The organism is Variovorax paradoxus, assembly GCF_030815855.1.
In the GTDB taxonomy this organism is placed as follows: domain Bacteria; phylum Pseudomonadota; class Gammaproteobacteria; order Burkholderiales; family Burkholderiaceae_C; genus Variovorax; species Variovorax paradoxus_M.
On the sequence record NZ_JAUSXG010000001.1, the window covers coordinates 4356640 to 4375117 of the forward strand.

General features: G+C 63.2%; 19 protein-coding genes and 2 pseudogenes. 6 read left to right on the forward strand and 15 right to left on the reverse strand.

What is annotated here, in order from left to right; genetic code table 11:
- Positions 1–244: 244 nt before the first annotated feature.
- The 6 genes from QFZ42_RS20910 to QFZ42_RS20935 form a co-directional block, all read right to left on the reverse strand.
- Positions 245–955, reverse strand: a complete 711-nt coding sequence (locus tag QFZ42_RS20910) for a hypothetical protein (RefSeq protein ID WP_307702804.1) — start codon at positions 953–955, stop codon at positions 245–247.
- Between the two features lie 439 nt (positions 956–1394).
- Positions 1395–1643 (reverse strand): hypothetical protein, encoded by a 249-nt coding sequence (locus QFZ42_RS20915; RefSeq protein ID WP_307702805.1) that lies wholly within the window; start codon positions 1641–1643, stop codon positions 1395–1397.
- Between the two features lie 50 nt (positions 1644–1693).
- Entirely contained in the window at positions 1694–2167 is a 474-nt protein-coding gene (locus tag QFZ42_RS20920; protein WP_307702806.1) for a hypothetical protein, read from the reverse strand.
- Positions 2168–2322: 155 nt separating this feature from the next.
- Positions 2323–2751, reverse strand: a complete 429-nt coding sequence (locus QFZ42_RS20925; RefSeq protein ID WP_307702807.1) for a GNAT family N-acetyltransferase — start codon at positions 2749–2751, stop codon at positions 2323–2325.
- A 208-nt stretch (positions 2752–2959) separates the two neighbouring features.
- Positions 2960–4405, reverse strand: coding sequence for an IS1182 family transposase (locus QFZ42_RS20930; RefSeq protein ID WP_307702808.1), 1446 nt, complete (start codon positions 4403–4405; stop codon positions 2960–2962).
- Between the two features lie 91 nt (positions 4406–4496).
- Positions 4497–4907 carry an Imm70 family immunity protein gene (locus QFZ42_RS20935; RefSeq protein WP_307702809.1) on the reverse strand — a complete coding sequence of 137 codons (411 nt, stop codon included), beginning with the start codon at positions 4905–4907 and terminating at the stop codon, positions 4497–4499.
- Positions 4908–5135: 228 nt separating this feature from the next.
- Between QFZ42_RS20935 and QFZ42_RS20940 the strand changes: the two genes are divergently transcribed.
- Positions 5136–5798, forward strand: a complete 663-nt coding sequence (locus QFZ42_RS20940) for a tRNA-uridine aminocarboxypropyltransferase (RefSeq protein ID WP_307702810.1) — start codon at positions 5136–5138, stop codon at positions 5796–5798.
- 31 nt (positions 5799–5829) lie between these two features.
- On the opposite strand, the gene QFZ42_RS20945 is transcribed toward QFZ42_RS20940, so the two are convergent.
- Positions 5830–6225 (reverse strand): hypothetical protein, encoded by a 396-nt coding sequence (locus QFZ42_RS20945; protein WP_307702811.1) that lies wholly within the window; start codon positions 6223–6225, stop codon positions 5830–5832.
- Between QFZ42_RS20945 and QFZ42_RS20950 the strand changes: the two genes are divergently transcribed.
- Positions 6224–7762: an IS3 family transposase gene (locus tag QFZ42_RS20950; protein WP_307702812.1), complete on the forward strand. Its 1539-nt coding sequence runs from the start codon at positions 6224–6226 to the stop codon at positions 7760–7762. The two genes, QFZ42_RS20945 and QFZ42_RS20950, sit on opposite strands and share 2 nt — an antisense overlap.
- 112 nt (positions 7763–7874) lie before the next feature.
- Here QFZ42_RS20950 and QFZ42_RS20955 read toward each other — a convergent pair.
- Positions 7875–8132 (reverse strand): annotated as a pseudogene (locus tag QFZ42_RS20955) (helix-turn-helix domain-containing protein); the annotation flags it as partial.
- Positions 8133–8215: 83 nt separating this feature from the next.
- The gene (locus QFZ42_RS20960) at positions 8216–8437 is read right to left on the reverse strand and encodes a hypothetical protein (protein ID WP_307702813.1); all 222 of its coding nucleotides are present in this window, start codon (positions 8435–8437) and stop codon (positions 8216–8218) included.
- On the opposite strand from QFZ42_RS20960, the gene kdsA reads away from it, so the two are divergent.
- Together kdsA and QFZ42_RS20970 are read left to right on the forward strand one after the other, a co-directional pair.
- Positions 8421–9272 carry a 3-deoxy-8-phosphooctulonate synthase gene (gene kdsA, locus QFZ42_RS20965; protein WP_307702814.1) on the forward strand — a complete coding sequence of 284 codons (852 nt, stop codon included), beginning with the start codon at positions 8421–8423 and terminating at the stop codon, positions 9270–9272. The genes QFZ42_RS20960 and kdsA overlap by 17 nt on opposite strands.
- A gap of 522 nt (positions 9273–9794) precedes the next feature.
- Positions 9795–10538, forward strand: a complete 744-nt coding sequence (locus QFZ42_RS20970) for an alpha/beta hydrolase (protein ID WP_307702815.1) — start codon at positions 9795–9797, stop codon at positions 10536–10538.
- Between the two features lie 23 nt (positions 10539–10561).
- On the opposite strand, the pseudogene QFZ42_RS20975 reads toward QFZ42_RS20970, so the two are convergent.
- The 5 genes and pseudogenes from QFZ42_RS20975 to QFZ42_RS20995 all read right to left on the reverse strand — a co-directional run bounded on the left by QFZ42_RS20975 (position 10562) and on the right by QFZ42_RS20995 (position 16507).
- Positions 10562–12930, reverse strand: a pseudogene (locus tag QFZ42_RS20975) (phosphocholine-specific phospholipase C).
- 163 nt (positions 12931–13093) lie between these two features.
- Positions 13094–13807, reverse strand: a complete 714-nt coding sequence (locus QFZ42_RS20980) for a hypothetical protein (RefSeq protein WP_307702816.1) — start codon at positions 13805–13807, stop codon at positions 13094–13096.
- 53 nt (positions 13808–13860) lie between these two features.
- Complete coding sequence (locus QFZ42_RS20985) at positions 13861–14778, reverse strand: RNA polymerase sigma factor (RefSeq protein ID WP_307702817.1); 918 nt, start codon at positions 14776–14778, stop codon at positions 13861–13863.
- The gene (locus tag QFZ42_RS20990) at positions 14759–15067 is read right to left on the reverse strand and encodes a hypothetical protein (RefSeq protein WP_307702818.1); all 309 of its coding nucleotides are present in this window, start codon (positions 15065–15067) and stop codon (positions 14759–14761) included. The genes QFZ42_RS20985 and QFZ42_RS20990 overlap by 20 nt, the downstream gene beginning before the upstream one ends.
- A 15-nt stretch (positions 15068–15082) precedes the next feature.
- Entirely contained in the window at positions 15083–16507 is a 1425-nt protein-coding gene (locus QFZ42_RS20995; protein ID WP_307702819.1) for an MFS transporter, read from the reverse strand.
- 121 nt (positions 16508–16628) lie between these two features.
- Between QFZ42_RS20995 and QFZ42_RS21000 the strand changes: the two genes are divergently transcribed.
- Positions 16629–16868, forward strand: coding sequence for a DUF7661 family protein (locus QFZ42_RS21000; RefSeq protein ID WP_307702820.1), 240 nt, complete (start codon positions 16629–16631; stop codon positions 16866–16868).
- Positions 16869–16896: 28 nt separating this feature from the next.
- Here QFZ42_RS21000 and QFZ42_RS21005 read toward each other — a convergent pair whose 3' ends face one another.
- Complete coding sequence (locus QFZ42_RS21005) at positions 16897–17763, reverse strand: alpha/beta fold hydrolase (protein ID WP_307702821.1); 867 nt, start codon at positions 17761–17763, stop codon at positions 16897–16899.
- Between the two features lie 80 nt (positions 17764–17843).
- Between QFZ42_RS21005 and QFZ42_RS21010 the strand changes: the two genes are divergently transcribed.
- Positions 17844–18197 (forward strand): hypothetical protein, encoded by a 354-nt coding sequence (locus tag QFZ42_RS21010; protein WP_307702822.1) that lies wholly within the window; start codon positions 17844–17846, stop codon positions 18195–18197.
- The last annotated feature ends 281 nt before the right edge of the window (positions 18198–18478 follow it).

Consider the following 18478-nt stretch of genomic DNA (forward strand, 5'->3'; position numbering starts at 1 on the left):
CGTAGAGGTCGCCTGATGGCCGGTGCGTTTGCGTCGACATTTGGGGAAAAGGAGGCGTGACTCCGGGCGCTGGCTGTGACGGACTGCAGCCGGCACGAGCGTGCCCGCAAGGCATATCTGAAGGAAAATTGTAGAGCCGTGACGGACTTCCGGCCTTGGCCGAATTTTGCCCCACGGCACGACCGGCTGTTTGTGGCCGCGGTTTGGCGATATGCCCGCTCCGAGGTTCTCTCGGCCTCAACGGCTATTGATTGGTGATGGTCAACAGGCCCTCACGGCGCAGACGGTCGACTTCATCGACGAACTGCGAGTACTTGCGGCTGGACGAGGCTGGATGTGCCCAAACGCCTTCACCTGCACCGAACAGGCTCAGTCGCCTAGAGGTGAGCGACACGTAGCTATTCGGGGGAAAGCCAAGCTTCTTGCAGACGTCCCAGTTCACGTCCGTAGCCTTCCACGCAACATGGCGCGCCGGATCCCAGCGGAGCTGGGCTAGGGGCAGGCCAACAACCTCGACGTCCGCATGCAAGTCGGTGAAATCGAGCATGAGAGTTTCGGTATCTTCCTGCGCGGCAATCCAAGCGTCGAGTTCCCGCTTCCGGTCCGCACCAAGCTGGTCCGTCGCCATCGGTTTGACCCAGAGCGACGAGCTCCGCTTGCCGCCTCGCACCACGACGCGTCTCAGCACCGTCTCTGCCCCGACGATCATGGCATCTGGCGAGCTGGTTTCCTCGAAGGTCACGTCATGAAGCACGGCGCCTGGGTAGATGGCAAAGTTGCCTTCAATCGTGCAACGAGAGAATGTGCAGCGCTTGACAGTTACAGCGGATTCCGGAGGACGCCCGGGCCCGATGACCGACTGAGTCAACCGGGCATTCACCAAATTCAGGTCGACCAGCGTGGGCGCCTCGGAAAAGAGTCCATTTAAGCTCGGAAGGAACTGGAAGTTGTCCATGCGGCTGGCGGTTTCGTTCTTGCGGAATGTCCGCTCTTAGGCGAATTTTGACGTGGCGTCGACCGACCGCTCTTGGCCGTTCTGTATCCTTACAGGCTCAGCGCGGCCGAACATGACATCGGAGCGCAGTGCGTACTTGACGCCCTTCAGGACCTCGGCACCCTCGTGTATGCGAGGATATGCGACCAGTCGCTGCTCCATCAATGACTTGGTCCTCAAGGGCATCCCACATCTCGCACCAACCTCCATCAGGAACCAGATGAGCTTTGTGCGGTAGGCCGTCGGTTCCGTCGTGGATAGTTGCGCCGCAATGGCAGTTGATTTTCATAATTTAATGGCGCCGTTGAGCATGACTTCCGGCAGTTCTTTTCACGCGCTTTTGAGAGAGGGCATGAAATCCTTGGCGACTGGGCGAAAGTCTGCTCTTGGCCGCTAGTCGTCACCGGCCTTTGGTGCGCAGCATCCGACCGATCAGCACCAACACCACCCCGAATCCAGTCAAGGTTCCAGTAATGATCCAACCGTGATCGGACGGGACTACCCGGTAGTAGTGGTGCGGTCCGCGGAGTAGCTCGACTGGCAACAAGAAGCCAAAGAGCACCAGCAGCAGAGTACCGGCTGCCGTCAGGACATAACCCGTTTTCACGAGCCACGCTAAGCGTCTCCGCGTTTCTTCATCAGAGGTCATGCTCATGAATTGGTGAATGGCAGCTTCTGCCGCATTCTGCCGTCGCATCGCTACGGTTGCTCGGGTGCCGGCCAGCGGTTCCCCATCCACAGCCTGATGCGCGCAAGCCGCTCCCGCGTGGAGAGGTTTCCCTCGAGGTTGAGAACTGGGCAGCTTCGAGCAGACAGCCAAGCTCGCTGCTTCGCAAGGCTTCGGCCTTCCGATGGCCCTTCATCGTCCTGTGCTGCCCAATCAAGGAATGCCGGATTCGCTTTGCCGAAGCGTTGAATCTCGCGCTCGCGCAGGCGCCCCAAACGAAGCGCGGTGTCGACGTAGAGAAAGACGACGAAATCGACGGCATCTTCAATCTCGACGCCCCATCCGCTGACCGAGCCAGACAGCACGGCAACGTCGACGCGGCTGAGTTGGCCAAGGAGCAAGGAGCGCCGCTCTTCAACCGGGCGTCGAACCTGGAATGGCGGTTCAGACGAGGACCAGAAGAAATCGTCCGCATCCAGAAACGCTCCTCCAAGCTCTTCGGCCAAGGCCTTCCCCAGCGTGGACGTACCTGAGCCAGACGCGCCAGTGATATGTATGAGCATTTTTCCATCCGACGGTCTGAACTCTTTCGTCATCAGATTGCAGCACGGTATCCAACGCCGGCTTCTGGCCAGCATTCGAAGCAAGCTTGTATCGCTGCTCAGCGCGCCAGCGATTTCTTCATGGAGGCCAGGTAGAAGCCAGGCGCATAGTTGTCGACGCGCGCGTACTCCTCGTAGTCGTGCTTCTGATAGAACGCCGGCGCCTGCCACTCGAAGGTATCGAGCCTGGCGTTCGTCGCGCCCAACTCGATGGCCTGCCGCTCCGCCTCCGCCAGCAGGCGGCTGCCCAGGCCCGAGCCGCGCACGTCGGCTTCGACAAACAGCACTTCGATGTTGAGCCAGTAGAGAAACACAAAGCCTCGCAGCCCGCCGAGCAATCGGCCGTTCCCGTCCCTGGCGTTGAGCCGAATGTACTGCTGCTCGGGATACTCACCGACGAAGCCGTAGTTGTATTGGCGCAGCTTGCGACCGAGCTCACCGGAGCGGAGTTCTTCCGGCGTGGCGGCGGCGATGGTGGTGTTTTCCATTCGGAACAAGGGTAACGGAGCCGCGCCTCGGAGGGCGGCTTCTGGCCGAGGCCGTGTGGAAACGCATTTGGCACACCAGTATGCCGAACTCGAGGCTACAGGTCCCGTCATTGAGCCTGCTGATGCCATCCAGTGCTCATCGCCGCGTCAACGCGCGTCCGCTCTGTTCGTGATGTCTCGGACCACCCTCAGCGGTCTTTAAAAGGGCTCACGCCCCCGCCAGCTTCATCGCCTTCATCGTTTTGGTCATGCCCAGGATGGCGATCACCCGCTTGAGGTTGTAAGCCAGCACGTGCAGGTTCATCTCGGTGCTGACGTGCTCCAGCGTCTTCGTCAGGAAGTGCGTCCAGCCCATCCAGTGCTTGAGCGTGCCGAACACGTGCTCCACGGTACTTCTTCGCAGCGTCATTGCATCGGGCTTGCGATCAAGCCGCTGCTGAACTCGCTCCAGGACTTCCTCATGCTCCCAGCGACGGATGCGACGGTAGTCGCCGGTCGTGCAAGATTCCTTTATCGCGCACCTCGGGCAGGCGCTGCTCCAGTAGACGTGCTGCTTGAGATTGCTCTCGATCGTGCTGAACCGATAGATCGCGCGTTCTCCAGCTGGGCACCGGTATTCGTCATCCTTGGCGATGTAGATGAAGTCGCTCTTGTCGAAGCGACCCTCTGCCTTGGCGTTCGATGTCATCGGCTTGGGCACGAAGGTCGTGATGCCCGCGTTCTCACAGGCCTTGAGCTCAGTGCCGTTGAAGTACCCACGGTCAGCGAAGGCGCGCAGCCTGCTTTTACCCATCGCCTCGCGCGCGGCCAGCGCCATCTTGCTCAGTTGGGCTCGGTCATTCCCGACGTTCGTCACTTCGTGGGCAACGATCAGATGGTGCTTGGCATCGACGGCCGCCTGCACGTTGTAGCCCACCAGGCCCGAGCCCTTGGCCTGCGAATTCATCGAGCGTGAATCGGGGTCGGTGCTGGAGCGCTGGCCGTCGGGCTCGTGCTTCAGTTGCTCCTTGGTCTCGTCGAGCTGGCGCATCTGCTCGCGCAGCTTCTTGATCTTGTCCTGTAGCCGCTCGGTCTTGGCCTCGACCTCCGCGGGCTGCGTGCGGTCGGCGGTCTCCAGCGCGTCGAGGTAGCGCTGGATGCTCTGTTCGATCTGCCGCTGGCGCGCATCGATCTTGGCTGGCGTGACGTTGCGATCCCGGCTGTTGACGGCCTTGAACTTGCTGCCATCGATGGCCACGATGGCCTGCGTGAACAGCTTGAGCTCCCGGCACATGCCGACGAAGCGTTTGCAGACGTTGCGGATGCCCGCTCCGTTGTCGTGACGGAAGTCGGCAATGGTTTTGAAGTCCGGGGCCAGCCGACCAGTGAGCCACATTAGCTCGACGTTGCGTTGGGCCTCTCGTTCCAGGCGCCGGCTGGACTGGATGCGGTTTAGGTAGCCGTAGATGTAGAGCTTGAGAAGCACCGCCGGGTGGTACGCAGGCCGACCGGTAGCAGCCGGGTCCGCGCCCTTGAAGCCGAGTGCCTGAAGATCAAGTTCCTCGACGAAGGCGTCGACCACTCGCACCGGGTTGTCTTCGCCGATATAGTCATCAAGACATTCCGGCAACAGCGCGACCTGCTGTCGGTCTTCGCCTTCGATGAATCGCTTCATGGGCACCTCGCTTGGAACGGATGCAGCGATTTTATTTTTCGACAAGCAGGACTGGAAGTCTTTTCACACAGCCTCGGCCGGCTGGAGACCGTCACTGGAGAACCGCGTCTATCCGTCCCTCTGCAGAGGCTGCCAGAGCCTCCTCAAGTATTTGGAACACGTCGCGTCCGGTGCTCGACAGGAAGTAGTTGCCAAGGCTCGTGATTTGCGGTGCGATGTTGTCGCCCCAGGGCGGGTTCGACTGGCGATTCTCAATGTCCCACACCACAGATGCGGGAGGCAATTTGCTCAGGGTCGCCTTTGCCTGCCGCAGCTCCGCGAGCGCGAGCAACGCATTCCCATGAGGCAAACGACCTTGGTAGAGCTCGTTCATCAAGTGAGGGAAACGGCGGCCCCAGCCGGTGGGTTCGCAATGCGCGCTGATGGTTGAGAAGAACGAGTGCACGAAGGACGGTGCACCGAGCTCGTCCGTGACTGAACCCACCGTTACTCCGATTGCCATGCGTGCTCCTCGTGAACTGGCGTCGCCTTGTATGACTGCTATCGGGCGAATTCTGCCTTGAAGCTGAACAGCCGGTCTTGGCCGACTGTAGCCCCACGTCCCCCGCCGGAGCAAAGGGGCCCACTGCGGTCTTCCGACATTGTCCAAAGCTGCCAGTCGTCGCGCCAAAGCTAAGAGACCTCTCCTTCCACGCATTGTCTAGCCAAGCACGCTGAATAAAATCCAGCCGTGTCCGCCGCTTTAGTCCCACGCTCCCAGTGCACCGCTTGCCTGCGCCCGCTCAGCGCCTGCATTTGCCGCTGGGTCGCACCCACCGCCCACGCGGTGGAGGTACTGGTGCTGCAGCACCCGCTGGAGGTGCACCAGGCCAAAGGCAGCGCCCGCCTGCTGCACCTCAGCTTGGCGCACTGCCGCTTGGTGGTGGGTGAGGCATTTGCCGTGCCCGTCTGGCCGGAGGACGGCAAGCACACGCTGCTGCTGTACCCGGACAGTCTGCAAGATACCGCCCCGGACCTGCAGGGCCCACCCCCGCTACCGCCCGAGTGGCCGCAACCCCCGTCGCGCCTGCGCCTGGTCGTGCTGGATGGCACCTGGCGCAAAAGCCGAAAGATGCTCTACGAAAGCCCGCCACTGCAACAGTTGCCCCGCTTGGCCCTGCGCAACCTGCCGCCTTCGCACTACCGTATCCGCAAAGCCCATGGGCCCGACCAACTGTCCACGCTGGAGGCGACCTGCTACGCCTTGTGCCAACTGGAAGGCGGCGCGGCGCGGTTCCAGCCCCTGTTGAATGCCTTCGACGGGTTTGTAGAGTACTTGGAGCAGGCCGGCGGGCAGCGAAACGCGCAAACCGACAAGTCCTGCCCTCGGCCAAGGGTTACGGGGTTCATTTAAGTGACCAGCTGAATGGCTGGTTTTGGCCGCTTTAGGACTGCCGCGCAGACGCCTGCCGCGTTGAGATGGCGCGAACCATATCGTCGACGGCGATGTTGCCTGTCGCCTCAACGTGTTCAGAGACCGCAGTCAGGTAGTCTTCCCAGTGCTCGGACGGTTCTTCCCACGGCATCTCGCAAACAGTCCACCAGCGGTCAAACACCTGAATCGAGATGGCGTCGGAACCGAGAACCCGGCGGGCGTCGCTGGGTGAGGAAAGGAATTCGTACTCACGGACGCGCGCAAGGTAGAGAAGCTTCACAGCAATAGCAACGGCTTCTTGGCGCCAAGCCGACCGGTCCCCCCAGCTCCTGCTTTGTTGGATTCCACCGATCTCTGACCCGAGGGGGATGCGGACGAAAACTTGGACTACCAGGGGGTAGTTCATGTATTCATACGAAGACAGAATTCGAGCGGTCGAGCTGTACATCAAGCTCGGCAAACGCGTCAGGGCGACGATTCGCCAGCTGGGGTATCCGACCAAGAATGCGTTGAAGGGCTGGTACCGGGAGTACGAGCGGCGATTCGACTTACCAAGGGGCTATGCACGCTCGAAGCCCAAGTATTCTCAGGAGCAGAAGGAGGTAGCTGTCAGGCACTTCCTCGATCATGGGCGCTGCATCGCATTCACCATCAAGGCGTTGGGCTATCCGGTACGCGAATCGCTGCGTTCCTGGATTCACGAATTGCACCCTGAGCTGCACGTGCGCATCGTCGGTCGATCTAACGCGATAGCGCGGCCGCCAGCGATGAAGCAGGCAGCTGTCATCGCGTTGTGCACGCGCCAGGAGAGTGCACAAGCCGTGGCCCAAGAGCTGGGCGTGTGCAGGCCAACGTTGTACAACTGGAAGAACCAGCTACTCGGCCGTGAGGTTCCAGCATCCATGAAGCGCCAACACGATCTACCGCCAGTCCCGGAACGGGAGGAGCTGGAGCGCCAGCTCGAAGCCCTGCGACGTGACATCCGACGATTGCAGCTCGAACAAGACCTCTTGAAAAAGGCGAATGAAATCCTAAAAAAAGACCTGGGCATCGACCGGCAACTCCTGACCAATCGGGAGAAGACGTTGCTGGTTGATGCCCTGAGGCAGACGTATACCCTTGGGGAACTGCTCGACGAAGTGGGCTTGGCGCGCAGTTCCTACTTCTACCATCGAGCCCGGCTCGATGCTGCGGACAAGTACGCCGAGGTGCGTCGAACCCTCACCGACATCTTCGAGCGCAACCACCGTTGCTATGGCTACCGCCGGCTGCAGGCTTCGCTGAACAGGCAGCGCGCGAGCATCTCGGAGAAGGTCGTGCAGCGGCTGATGAAACAAGAGAGCTTGGTCGTTGCCAGGCCGAAGCGGCGCAGGTATGGCTCATACCTGGGAGAGATCAGTCCGGCGCCAGACAACCTTCTCAACCGGGACTTCCGGGCTGCCGCGCCCAACGAGAAGTGGCTCACTGACATCACGGAGTTCCAGATCCCGGCTGGCAAGGTGTATCTGTCTCCCATGATCGACTGCTTCGACGGCATGGTCGTCAGCTGGTCGCTCGGTACGCGCCCGGACGCTGAACTCGTCAACACGATGCTGGATGCGGCCGTCGAGACGGTGGTCAATACCGAAGACCGGCCCGTCGTTCACTCCGATCGTGGTGCCCACTATCGCTGGCCAGGCTGGCTCTCGCGCATCGCTGATGCGAAGCTCATTCGCTCGATGTCGCGCAAGGGGTACTCTCCTGATAACGCGGCGTGCGAAGGCTTCTTCGGTCGGTTGAAAACCGAGCTGTTCTATCCTCGCAATTGGCAGTCCACAACCATCGACCAGTTCATACAGGCCGTGGACTCCTATATCCGCTGGTACAACGAACAGCGGATCAAGATCTCACTGGGCTCTCTCAGTCCCATCGAATACCGAGAGAGTCTTGGACTTGCGACATAAAACCAGTCCAAGTTTTTATCCGCACCCCCGAGATTTCCATCGAATACTGACCCACCCGCTTTGTGAGCCCGAAGGCTTCACGGTGTGGATAAGTGCTTGATGTTCTCCTTGTGTGGATCTGCCGCAGATTGCGCCGCTGTTTCCGCGATTTGGTGGCCTCGATCGCGAGCCAGTTCGCGAGCTTGTCGGCATAGGGATCGAGCTTGCTCGAGCTCGCCCGCTTGGTGTAGCGCGGCGCTTCTTCGCCCGCTCGCAGGTACTTCTTTACGGTGTTGCGAGACAGGCCTGTACGCCTGGCTATCTCGCGAATGGACATCTGCTCGCGCAGGGCCCAGCGTCTGATGACACTCAATGTCGCCACGTCTATCACTCCTAGGATCCCCTGCCTTAAAAATGAGCAGGGTAGAGTTTTACGTGGGTCAGTCTTAGACGGAAATTAGTGCGTTAGCCGGGTCAATTTTCGGCGGCAATCAACATCCAGTGGTCCGAGGCACCCGCCAAGTCTTCAAAGAGGTCAATTTTGTCGCCATTGGATTCCTTACTGAGCGTCGCCTTCGAGCGGCTTCTTATGGCCGACTGTACCCAGTAGTGGTCAAAGGCGTGATTTTCTGGCCGACCGGAGCGCGAGAATGCGGACAACACCACAGGAGAACTCTTCTTGACGACCGTCGCCATCACCCCCGCAATCAACGTCAGCAACAGCAATGGCTTTGTGCTGTTTGGCGGCGTGAACGTACTCGAGTCGAAGGACATGGCTCTGCGTGCTGCAGAGGAATACGTCCGAGTTACGCGAAAGCTTGGCATCCCATACGTCTTCAAGGCAAGTTTCGACAAGGCGAATCGCTCGTCCATCCACTCCTTCCGAGGGCCGGGATTGGAAGAGGGCCTGAAAATCTTCGAAGCGGTCAAGGCAGAGTTCGGCGTGCCCATCCTCACCGACGTGCACGAGCCATGGCAGGCGAATCCTGTCGCCGAAGTCGTGGACGTTCTACAGCTACCTGCGTTTCTCGCCCGCCAGACTGACTTGGTCGTCGCGCTTGCCAGGACGGGCAAGGTCATCAACGTCAAGAAGCCTCAGTTCCTGAGCCCGCCGCAGGTGCTCAATATCGTGGAGAAAATCAGGGAGGCGGGAAGCTCCCCTGTCATTCTGTGCGACCGTGGAACCTGCTTTGGCTACGACAACCTCGTGGTGGACATGCTTGGATTCGGTGCAATGAAGAAGGTCACCGGGAATCTGCCGGTCATCTTCGACGTTACCCATGCCCTCCAGCAACGCGACGCAAATGCTGCCGTCTCTGGCGGACGGCGCGAGCAAGTGGCTGAACTGGCACGTGCGGGCTTGGCGGTGGGCTTGGCGGGCCTCTTTCTTGAAGCTCATCCTGACCCGGCGCAGGCTAAATGCGATGGTCCCAGCGCTCTGCCACTGGACCAATTGGAGCCTTTCCTCGCGCAGCTGAAGGCGTTGGACGACTTGGTGAAGTCGTTCGCACCAATGCACATCCTCGCCTGAACAAGACGCCGCATCCGACGCAACCGCACGGGCGCTTTGGCCAGCGCCGTTCACGCTCGGCAATCTGCTGACGTGAAAAAGGCACTGGCCGACCTACGACGCTGTCGGGCCGGTGCTAAAGCCGTCCAGCCGCATGCGCTTGATACGACTGTTTCACGCGCAGGCTACCCCTTGACCAGCCCAAAAAGGTGGACCTGTGTGGCATTCTGAAAAGAGTCCCTACCCGCTTGGCGCGCACTTCTGCAACGTGGCGCCAGACGACCTCCTTCAACCACCACAACCAGCGATCAAGGAGTTGCAATGCAGCAGCTTGGACGAACGGTGCACGCGTTCGTATTCGTCGGCGGCTGGGCGCTTCTGCTCGGCATGTGGAGTTGCGGCGGGGGCGGCGGGGGCGGAGGTGGGGGCGCTGTCTTGCCCATTGCGACCGTGGGCACTTCTCCGCGGCCAAGCGATGCGCCCGTCGCACCTCCACCTGATGCGCCAGTTGCACCGCCCCCTGCCGCGCCGCCCGCGCCCGAGGTGCCCGTTGAACCACCGGCGGCAACCAGCCGTGTCATCTCCGACACCATCGTTTCGGCCAAAACGGGCGCGACTTATCCGATCGATATCTACCTGCCCGCTTCCTACGACGGCGGTTCACCAGCGAGTTATCCGGTCATCTACGCGATGGACGGCGACGCGGTCTTCAATCCGCCCGGCACGCGCTTTTCGAACTTCAAGGACATTCTCGACACGCGCCGCACGCAGGCGATTCTGGTCGGCATCGGCGGCTCGTCTCGCCGCGAAGAAGACTATGCCTTGCCGGGAGCACGGGCGTACCACGACTTCCTGACGCTCGAGCTGGTGCCGTCCATCGAGGCGAGGTACCGCGCCGACGTGAACAAGCGCCTGCTCACCGGCCTGTCGCTGAGCGGGAGCATGGCCGGCATTGCGCTGTTTCTCGAAGGCGCGGCGGGCAACTTGACGTTCTCGCACTTCCTGTCGTTCGAAGGCGCGTACGACTATCAAGGGGCCGAGTACGACGACCTCGAGCAGCAGATGCACGACGCGCTCGGGGGCAGGCCCTTGCCTGCAACGCTCATTCTCACGCGCTGCGACCACCCGGTCGAATGCAACGCCGGCCCGGTGAATTCGATATTCCAGCGGCTTGTAGGGCGCGTGTACCAGGGCCTGACGGTCGAAGAGACCACCTACTCGACGAGCCACACCGGAACGGATATTCCTTCGTTCACCGACACGATCGCGAAGGTGTTTCCGCAGTAGCAGCCCCGGCGTTCCTTCTTCCGTCAGAAGCGGTCGGGCAGCCCCATGGCCGGGTCGCTGACCGAGTGCCGGCCCGTCTCGATGCGGCCGGCAAAGCGGCGGTAGAAAGACGCGTCGGCATCGCAGGTGACCACGAAGTCGTACCACTGGCCGCTGGCGTCCAGGCTCCAGCGCATGGCGGTGTCGCCGCCGCCTTTGACGCGAATGCGCCACGAGCCGTCGGGGTGGGTGCCGTAGACGCCGTTGTTGTTGTCGTCATCGTCGTTGCTGCCGCGGGGGCGGTCTTCATGGCGGCCCCTGCCGCCGGCCTGGTAGGCATCGGGGCGCGGATAGGCCTTGTTCGACTGCACGGTAAAGCGGCAATCGCGCCGGCCGTCGTTGCGCATTTCCAAAACGATGTCGCCGCGTCGCGTGTCGTAGCCGACGCGAATTTCGGGTGCGGCCGCACCGCCGGCGCGCAGCCGGTTCAGGTCGCCCTTGAACTGGCGGTGAAAGCCGTTGGGGCCGAGCACCCACAGGTCGTAGAGGCCGGCGTTGTCGGTCATGGCGGACCAGTAGCCGTCGAGCTGCTTGCCGGGCTCGACCACGTAGCGGCGCGGCAGGCTGTCCGACAGGTGCAGCTTGTCGTAGACGTGGAACACGGCGGCGGCGCGGCCGGTGTTGGCAAACAGCAGCTGCACGCGGCCGTTGAGCGAATCGCTGCGCGCGCTGGTGTGCAGCTCGTAAGGCAAGGCGCGCGAGGGGCGCACGCCGGTGGCCTGCACCGGCAGGCCGGCGTCGATGGGCGGCACGATCTTGGGCAGCGCCTCCTGTGCGGCGGTGAGTGCGTCGGCTTCGGCCTTGCTCTTGCGTCCGGCGAGGGTGGGCAGAGGCTCGTCGTTGGGGCGCTCGAAGTTGAAGGCGGTGGTGAGATCGCCGCATACGGCGCGGCGGTGCTTGCCGATCTGCGGCTCGGCCACGCCGAAGCACTTTTCCAGAAACATGAGCGTCGAGGTGTGGTCGCAGACTTGCGAGTTGACCCAGCCGCCGCGGCTCCACGGCGACACCACCCACATCGGCACGCGCGGGCCGGGTCCGTAGGGGCGGCCGTCCATGGCGGGCTGCTTGGGGGTGGCCGGCGTGTAGTTGTGATATTCGACGGCCACGTCGGCTTCGGCCATCGTGGTGCCGCCGGCCAGCGAGCCGTCGGGGTTGCGCGAGGGCACCGCGGGCGAAGGCAGGTGGTCGAAGAAGCCGTCGTTCTCGTCGAAGTTGATGAGCAGCACGGTCTTGCTCCACACCTCGGGGTTGGCGGTGAGCGCGTCCAGCACTTCCTGCACATACCAGCCGCCCTTCGCCGGGCTCGACGGGCCGGGGTGCTCGCTGTAGGCCGATGGCGAAATGATCCACGACACCGCGGGCAAGGTGCCGTTGCGGATGTCTTCGCGGAAGGTTTCCAGAAAGCCTTGCGGCATGGTGTTGCCGAAGCCCTTGGCCAGCGGGCTGAGCGGGTCGTCGATGGCCGCGTCGTAGAACGGCCCCGCGGCAGTCACCGGCTGCGTGATGTCGGTGGCCGGCACATACACCGGGCGGCGGCCCTCGGGCATCTGCTCGATGGCGGTGCGCCAATGGCGAAAGCTCATCATCTCGTTGCAGCCGAAGTTGTCGATCAGGCTCTGGTACACCTTCCATTTCACGCCGGCTTTCTCGAGCCGGTCGGCATAGGTGGTCCAGGTCCAGCCTTCGGTCGATGCGCCGATGTCGTTGCCGGCGTTGAACTGATTGTTCAGCACCGCCAGCTGCACCTTGCTGCCGTCGACGGGGCTGGTGCCGTTGGGGCCGTTGGTGCCGCTCCAATAGAACAACCGGTTCGCATGGTTCCGGTGTGCATGCCGCAGTGGTAGTGGTCGCACAGCGTGAAGGCCTCGGCCAGCGCACGCTGGAACGGCACTTCGGCGGTGTCGTAGTAGCCCATCGACAGCAGGTTCTTGACGTCCGGCCACTTGTACATGCGGCCGTGGTCCCAGGCGGCCTGCGAGTCGGACCAGCCGTGCGGCGTGCTGCCCGCTCGCTGCGCGTTGCCCTTGCTCTCGTCGAGACGGTAGGGCGTGTAGGTGCCGGGCGGCGATGTCTTGGTATAGGTCTGGTGAAAGATGGTCTTGCCGTTGGGCGCGGGCACGGCAAAGCGGTCGCCGTAGCCGCGCACGCCCTTGAAGGTGCCGAAGTAGCTGTCGAACGAGCGGTTCTCCTGCATCAGCAGCACGACGTGCTTCACGTCCTTGATGGTGCCGGTCTCGTGGTGCGCGGGAATGGCCAGTGCGCGGCGAATGCTGGGCGGAAAGGTGGCCAGCGTGGCGGCTGCAATGCCCGTGCCGGTGGCGCTTTGAAGAAACTTGCGACGTGTCGTGGTCATGTCGTGTCGGTCTTTCTGCCGTGCAGGCATGCGTGTCCGAAGGCTCGTTGTCGAGGCGACTTCCAGCGTACGAAACAGCCGTGACGCCGCGATGTCGCCATGATGACGCCGCGCGCGGCAGCTTGCCAAGCGGCACACGCAGCGGTGCGAACCTTGGTATGCGTCAGCCGGGCCGGCGCCACCGGCCGGACTCGGGGCACACGACGGCCCGCTCGCCGTTCACCAGTACTTGCTCTTCATTCAGCTGCGGCGAGGTCGAGGAGTCGACGTCGAATACAACCCCAAGCGCGCGCGCTACGGAAGCATCTTCGATGGAAAGCTCCCAGGTCAGAAACACTTGCGTGCAGTCCTGTGCAGGTCCGAAGTCGGCCGCACTGAAGCTGCTGGCGCCGCGCCGAACCACAGCATGTGGCTGGCCGGTATCGAAGAGCAAGACCGTGCCCCGGGCCAGCGGAACGCGATGGCCCGAAAAAGCAAAGTGCACGTCGAGCCCCTTGTCCTCGCTCAGGAAGAGATTGCAGAACGCCGCGCCGCCGTATTGCGCGCCGTCGTGGTGGTACCTTGCGCCGCGGCAGGCCATGAGGGCGACGTCGCTCGAGGCAAGCACATCGGGCAGGCCCAGCGTGCGCGTCCACTCGGACACGGCCTGCACGCAACGTGAGTAGTCCGGCCAGCGCATGCGCGCTCGTGCCAGGGGCAACGGCTCGACATCGCCGGGCTCCAGGGCCAGGTGCGAAGAGACTTCGTGATCCCAATCGGCCGTGAGCCTTGCAGGCGGCACAGGCACGTCGACCGCGCCCGACAGCACGACATCGCTCACGCTGCGGCTGCGAATGGCGCCGCCGCTCCAGAAGCAGGAAGTCAGCAGGTCTCGCACGCGATGCGGTGAAGGGAGTGGCTCATCGGAGCAGTGTAGTGAGGCCGTGCGCGCTAGCCGAATTCGATGGCCGCCTCCTGCGCGATGTAGGGCACATAGCGGAAGTCGTGAATCGCGGTGATGCGGTCTTCCGACAGCGCAAGCTCGATGAAGTAGCTCGGCCGCGCGGCGCCCGGCGCTGAGAAAACCGCCAGCACCTCGCGGCCGTCGAGCCAGCCCGGCGCCAGGTGCCAGTCGGCCAGACGTGCGTAGTTGGTGAAATACATCGCCACCTCGCGGCGGCCCACCGCCTTGCGCCGCGACACGAGGTCGAGCCGTACCTCGTCGGCGAGCATCGCCCGAACGCCGTCCCAGTCGTGCGCGTTGAACAGGCTCGCATAGCGCAGCAGCGCCGGCTGAAACGCGCGCGCAGGCGGTCGGGCGGGCGCGGCTTCGGACGACAGCTGGCGCAGCTGCGCGCGTCCACGGTGCAGCGCGGCCTTGACGGCGGGCACGCTCAGGTCGAGCTCGCCGGCAATCTCGTCGAGCGAATGGTCGAGCACGTCTTTCAGAATGACGCAGCCGCGTTGCGCCGGTGCGAGCTGCAGAAAACACGAGATGGCCGCGTTCACGGCCTGATGGCGTGCCAGTGCGTGGTCGGGCTCGAGCGCTTCGTCGGCCGCAAGGTCCGACGCGGCATCGATCGGCTCGGCCATGCGATGCGCATCGTGCCGCCAGCGGTCGATCGCCCGGTTGTGGGCAATGCGAAACAGCCACGGGCGCAGCGGCGGCAGCTCTTTCTGTTCCGACAGCTGGTAGTAGGCGCGGGCCAGCGTGTCTTGCACCACGTCTTCCCCGTCGGCCACGGAGCCGGTCATGCGCGTGCAATAGCGATGCAGCTCGGGCCGCACATCGTCCACCAGCGCAAGGAACTGCCGGCGGGCCTCTTCCAGCGTGCCGAGAAGCGCTGCTTCATTCGCCGAAGAATCCATAAGACCCGATCTCCTTCAGTTCCACGTTGACCGGCGGCACGTCGCAGCGCTCCCGGATTCCCGCGACGAATGCCTTGAAGGCGGGGAGCGCGGTCAATGCATCGCTGCCGCCGCTTTCGGCCCCATGGGAGACGAGATGAACAAAGCTCACGCCGTCTTCGAGCCGGAATGTAGCGTAGCGCAGGCCGGGCGGTTTGGCTTCGCGGAGCGCCTCGTACACCGCGCGGACGTAGCCCTCGTTCTCGGCGATGCGGTCGGCCTTGACCTTGTATTGCACCATGCGTTTCATGATCGGAGTCCTTTCTCAGGCCGGGGCCTGAACAGTTTGCAGTTTGTGTTTCCTGGCGGGTAGCCAGCAGGCCGCAAGCGCGGCCAACACCGAAAGCGCAGAGCCGACACCCATCGCCCGCGCGAAACCATGGCTGAAGGCCTCTGGCGAGCCGAGGCTGCCGAATTGCGCAAACACTTCGACGAGCAGCGCAATGCCGAACATGCCGCCGAGATAGCGGAACATGTTGAAGGTGCCCGAGGCCTTGCCGATCTCGACCGGCGCCACCGCGCTCAGCACGGCGTTCTGCGCCGCGGGCATGGCCATCGAGACACCGGCGCCGGCCACGATCAGCGGCGGCACGAGTTGGGCATAGGGAAGATCGGGCGCCGCAAGCAGCGCGATCCAGCCGCTGCCGATGGCCTGCAGCAGCACGCCGCACACGACCAGCGGGCGCTCGCCCCAGCGGTTCACCAGGCCACCGGCGAACGGCGCGACCACGAACAGCGTGGCCGTCCACGGCAGCAGGCGCAGCCCTGCGGCGAGCGGTCCGGCGCCCTGCGCCTGAAGGAACTGCGGCAGGAAGAACGCGGTGGCGTACATCGGCGCGTAGAAAAGAAAGCTCGCCGCAATACCCGCCGAGAAGGCGCGCGATCGGAACAGCCTGAGCGGCAACATGGGGTCTTGCGCCCGCTGCTCCCGCACGACGAAGCCGATGGCCAGCAGCACGCAGGCCGCCAGCGCCCCGGCCACTTCGGCACTGGCCCAGCCAGCCTCGTGTCCGCGCGTCAACGCCCACACCGCGCCGAGGACAGCGCCGGTGGCAAGCAATACGCCGGCGAAGTCGAGCGCCGCGGCCGGTCCGCGGCTTTCGGGAATACGGCGTAGCACCAGCGGAATGACGATCAAGCCCACGGGAATGTTGATCCAGAAGATCCACGGCCACGCGAGGCCCTGGGCCACCGCGCCGCCCGCGGCCGGCCCGACGATCAGGGCCAGCCCGGTGATGCTGCCGAAGATGCCAAGCGCCCTCGCCCGCATCTCCTTCGGAAAAGCGCCGCTCAATAGCGCCATGGCCAGCGGCATCGCCAACGCCGCGCCGACGCCTTGCAGGGCGCGCGCGGCAATCAGCCAGGCCGCGCTGCTCGCCAGTGCGCATCCGGCCGAGGCCAGCACGAAGATCGCCAGGCCCGCGGCCAGCATGCGCCGTCGCCCGAAGCGGTCGCCAAGCGCCGCGCCAGTCATCAGCAGCACGGCAAAGCTCAGGTTGTAGGCGTTGACGATCCACTCGAGCGCTTCGATCGGCGCGCCCAGGTCCAGCCGGATCGCGCTCAGCGCCGTCGTAACGACCAGGGCATCCAGCGCGATCATGAAAGACACCAGGGACGCGAGCGCGAGAACCCAGCGTCTTCGAGTGATTTCTTCAGGGGTCCCGTCAGGCAAAGGGGAGGTAGTGGCCACAGTGGTTCCTTGGTCGCGGTACGTACATGCAACCAGGACGTTCGGGCTGGGCAAAAGGATCCGGTCCGCCGGATTTTTCTGCTCCGGAAGGCAGAATGCGGCCGAAGCCAGGAGCCCAGCCATGCGCTATTTGTTCAACGTGTTCGGCCAGGTCATGGCCATCGAAAGAGCCGAAGACCGGTGGAACAGCTTCTTGATGGGGCCGGACGGCAAGCGCCGCAAGGCCCAGCTCGCCATTCCGCCCGATGTTCCCCGCAGCGAGCTTGCTCAATATCTCTACGACATCTATCACGAGCATGCGACGCCGACGAACGGCGATGTCTTCGAGATTGGCGGGCCTTCACCGGCCGAGGACGTGTGAGACGGCCGCCGACGCTGGCCGCCTCTCCCTAAGAACGCCGCCCCCGATGCACGAAATCGACGATCAGCTCCGCGCACGATGCGGCGTGAGTCTCGAGGAGCATGTGCGGGCCATCGAGAACATGCGCTTCCATGCGCGGCAGGTCCTGTAGCCAGGAGAGGATTTCGGCGCAGTCGAAGTAGCTGTCGTGCCGTCCCCACAGCATGAGCGCCGGGGGCTGATGTTCATGCAGGTATCGGCCGATATCCTCGAAGCGGGCGACGTAGCGGCCGTAGTCCTTGACCAAGGCACGTTGCAAGTCGAGGTGACCGGGCTGGCTCATCGTGCGCCAATCTTCGATCCAATTGTCCGCGGAGATGCGCGAGGCAATGTCGTCGGGTACGCCGCCGACATACTCGTTGCGCAGCCCCTCGAAGGTGAGATGGGCGGTAGCGGCGCGTTCGTTCTCTTTCGATGGCGCATGCCAGTAATCGATCGTGTCCTGCCATGCCGGACCGAAGCCGGTGCGATGCGCGTTGGCGTTCTGGACGATCAGCCCCAGCACGCGGCTGGGATCGCGCATCGCCAGATCGAGCCCGACAGGCGCTCCAAAATCGTGTAGGTAAAGATAGGCGCTGAGGACGCCAAGCTTTGCCAGCAGGCCTTCGATCAGATCGGTGAAGCGGACAAAGCTCGGGTCGGCAATGAGATCGGATTGGCCGAAGCCTGGAAGATCCGGCGCGATCACGAAGCATGCTTGCGACAGGCGCGGGACGATGTTCCTGAAGGTACGCGATGAGCTCGGAAAACCATGCAGGAGCAAGACGGCCGGGTGGTTCGGGTTTCCGGCCACGACGGCGGAAATCTTGCAGCCCGCAATATCGAAGCTCTCTCGACGCGTTGGACCGGACTTCATTTCGGTTCTCCCTATCTAGATACTAGACACGCGGTGGATCTAAAAATTCTAGCAACTGCGTTTGGCGCCAGAATGCGCGCATGAGCCGCCACAACGAGACGCAGGAAACTGCCGAACACATTCCTTTCGAGGAGTTCCGCAACGGACTGCCGCAGGGGCGTTTTCGCGTCATCGTCAACCCCGCGCTGGCGGTGCCTTTCGTGTCCCACCGCACGCATGCCACAACGCTCGCGCTCGCGCTCATCGGCCCGGGCATTGCGGCGGCGCTGGCCGGCTATCCGTGGATCGGCGGGCCGTTGGTGGTGGCCGGCATTCTGGTGCGGTGGTCCATCAAGACGCAGGCGCCGCGCATTCTGCTGCACCTGGCCACGCGCATGCCTTCGGTCTACGAGCAGGCCGGCGAGCACGGCGTGATGGAAGTGCGCCGCGCCTGAGGACGGCCGCAATAGGAACAGCGAACACCGCCTCAATGCATAGCTATCGCAACCTTCTGCCCTTGTGCCTGCTCGTCTGGGCGACACATTGCCTTTCATCCTCGGGCATCGAGGACATGCGTTCCAACGACGTAGTACAAGGCTTGTACGAGATAAGGGAAGAAGCTCGCAAGTTCGTTGCGCAGGAGAACGCGAGAACTCACGGTGGGTGGGTGGCAAGCGACCCCAACCTGAAGATTTTCGTCCCCAGATGCGAAGTTCCCCTGACGGCGCGGTGGCAC